The following is a 2,437-nucleotide window of genomic DNA, read 5'->3' as shown; positions in this document are numbered from 1 at the left end:
ACAGGGATAACCCAAAGGCTGCAAATGACATGGGTGTGGCGACCATCCACCAACATATCCCGTTGGTTCCCACTCTTTCCGTTCTGGAGAACATCTTCCTGGGCAGCAATGGGCATTGGCGGCGCTCATCCGACTCTCGGCTTCAGTTCGAAGAGCTGTGCAAGCGCGTAGGCTATCGGTTGGACCCGGACGCCTTGGTCAGCTCCTTGTCCATTGGGGCACGGCAGATGGTTTCCATTTTCCAGGCCCTCGGCACGGGCGCGGACTTGATCGTGATGGACGAGCCTACCGCTTCTCTCGCGTCGGAAGAGCGGGAATTGGTCTACGCAACAGTGCGGCTACTCTCCAGAGGCGAAAACAAGGCCATCCTGTTCGTGTCGCATTTTCTCGACGAAGTGATGTCCCTGACTGATGAGGTCACCGTGCTTCGTGACGGCAAGGCTATGCTGCGGGCCGCAACGGCTGATCTGGACGAGAACCAGATTGCCGAAGCGATCGTCGGAAAGCAGATCGTCGCGCTCGAGCGCGAGGCAGAGCGGCGCAATGCGCTTACTCCAGGGTTACAGGACAACGATCCGGCCATGGAGGTGCGCGAACTCGCATCTCCAGGTAAACTAGCCCCTGTCTCTTTGAAAGTTGCCCGTGGCGAAGTCGTCGGTGTTGCCGGGCTGCTCGGTTCCGGTCGCAGCGAACTGCTCCACGCGATTTACGGCTCCGACAAATATGCGACGGGCACTGTTGTCGTAGACGGCAAGCAGTTGGCTCGAGGCACCGGTGCCGCAGTAAGGGCTGGGATCGGTCTGGTGCCCGAGGATCGTATGGCTCAGGGCCTGGTTCCGGACTTCGAGATATGGCGCAACGTCTCCCTGCCAGCTCTGCAAGGGGTATCTATTTTCAACTCCCTTCCGGTGGCTCAGCGCGAGCGCGACCGAGGTTGGGAAGCTATCCGCTTGCTCTCCATCAAGGCAGATTCCCCCGAAATCTTGGTGAAAGAACTGAGTGGTGGAAATGCTCAGAAGGTCACCATCGCCAAGTGGCTTTTCAGCGACGTGAAGCTTTTCCTTCTGGATGAACCCACAGCGGGGATCGATATCGGGGCCAAGACCGAGATTTTGCGCCTGGTCCGTCAACTGGCGGGGGAGGGCAAGTCGGTCATCATCGTGTCGTCGGAATTCGAAGAGCTTCTCACCGTCTCTGACCGCATCCTTATTATGCGCGATGGGCGGTGCATTGCAGAGCGAACAGCCCAAGAGACGACAGAACACGAACTACTGCTGCTCGCGGGTGGGCAAAGTGCAAACGTTGAAGCCGAAGATCGTTCGATCGGCTCCTGAGTGACAGCGAGAAAAACAATGAATACAGCCGGCTATACTCAGTCTCACGACAAAACCATCATGCAAGCTTCCGCAACGACCCTACCAAAAACAGATTGGCGGCGTTTGTTCGGACTTCGCGAGATGGGCGTGTATTACGCCTTGCTGCTTCTGATCGTCACACTGGCGATCGTCACGACCTATTTGGGACGCGCGAATTATCTAAGCGTGCTGAATCTATCAAACGTAGTCTACCAGTCGTCCCTCATCGCGATGATGGCCGTTGCCATGACGGTGGTTCTTATCAGTGGCAATTTCGATCTTTCGGTTGCATCGGTGGCGGCATTTGCGGCGGTTTTGCTGATAGGCAATGCCGACGCAATCGGGTTCTGGCCCGCTGCTGCGCTGGCGTTGGCTGGTGCGATGGGCATAGGGCTAATCAACGGTGCCATCGTCCAGTATGTAGGAATAAATGCGTTCATCGTGACGCTCGGCACCATGACCGCTGTACGCGGTCTCGTCCTCATCTACACCGATGGCCGTTCTCTTTCGGCATCGGATCCTGAGGTCGTCGCAACGATGAAAGCCGTCGAAGGCGGTAGCCATGACGTCTTCTGGCTATTGCTTGTGGCCGGTATCGCGCTTTTAGCTATTGGTGCGGTCGGCTTGTTCAGGGCATCCAGCTCGGGCGGATCGTTGCGGCCGATCTCCATTGGCATGACCTTTGGCGGAATTGCATTCCTCCTCCTCTCCTGGGCTTGCGGCGGCGAGCTGATTTTGCGCAATCCTGTGATCTACATGGGCTTATTTTCTGCGGCAGTGTGGTTCACGCTAGGCTACACGATGGTGGGACGCCGCATTTACGCGTCTGGAGGCAATCCGGAAGCCGCTCGCCTCTCTGGCATCAACGTCACGCGCTACAAGCTGATGGCATTCGTGTTCTGCAGCGCCACTGCGGGCTTGGCCGGTATTCTCTTCGCGAGCCGCCTGCGTTCGATCAATCCCGCAGGGCTGCAAGGCGCAGAGCTAACCGTCATCGCGGCGGCAATCCTGGGAGGTACATCCCTGTTTGGTGGTGCTGGCAGCGTCGTCAAAACCCTTGCAGGCGCCCTCCTGCTCTATTC

General features: G+C 57.7%; 2 protein-coding genes. Both read left to right on the top strand.

All coding sequences use genetic code 11. The features are described from left to right. The coding region (locus EOA33_RS32360; protein ID WP_145989415.1) for a sugar ABC transporter ATP-binding protein at positions 1–1,334 on the top strand (1,334 nt) is incomplete at its 5' end. Positions 1,335–1,352: 18 nt separating this feature from the next. Then, positions 1,353–2,437 (top strand): ABC transporter permease (locus EOA33_RS32355; RefSeq protein ID WP_145989414.1); only part of this gene is annotated, 1,085 nt, incomplete at its 3' end.

Origin of the sequence: Mesorhizobium sp. M4A.F.Ca.ET.050.02.1.1 (genome assembly GCF_003997725.1) — a bacterium.
Classification (GTDB): domain Bacteria; phylum Pseudomonadota; class Alphaproteobacteria; order Rhizobiales; family Rhizobiaceae; genus Mesorhizobium.
Note: the sequence above shows the minus strand (reverse complement) of the source record. Positions and strands in the feature narration are given on the sequence as shown.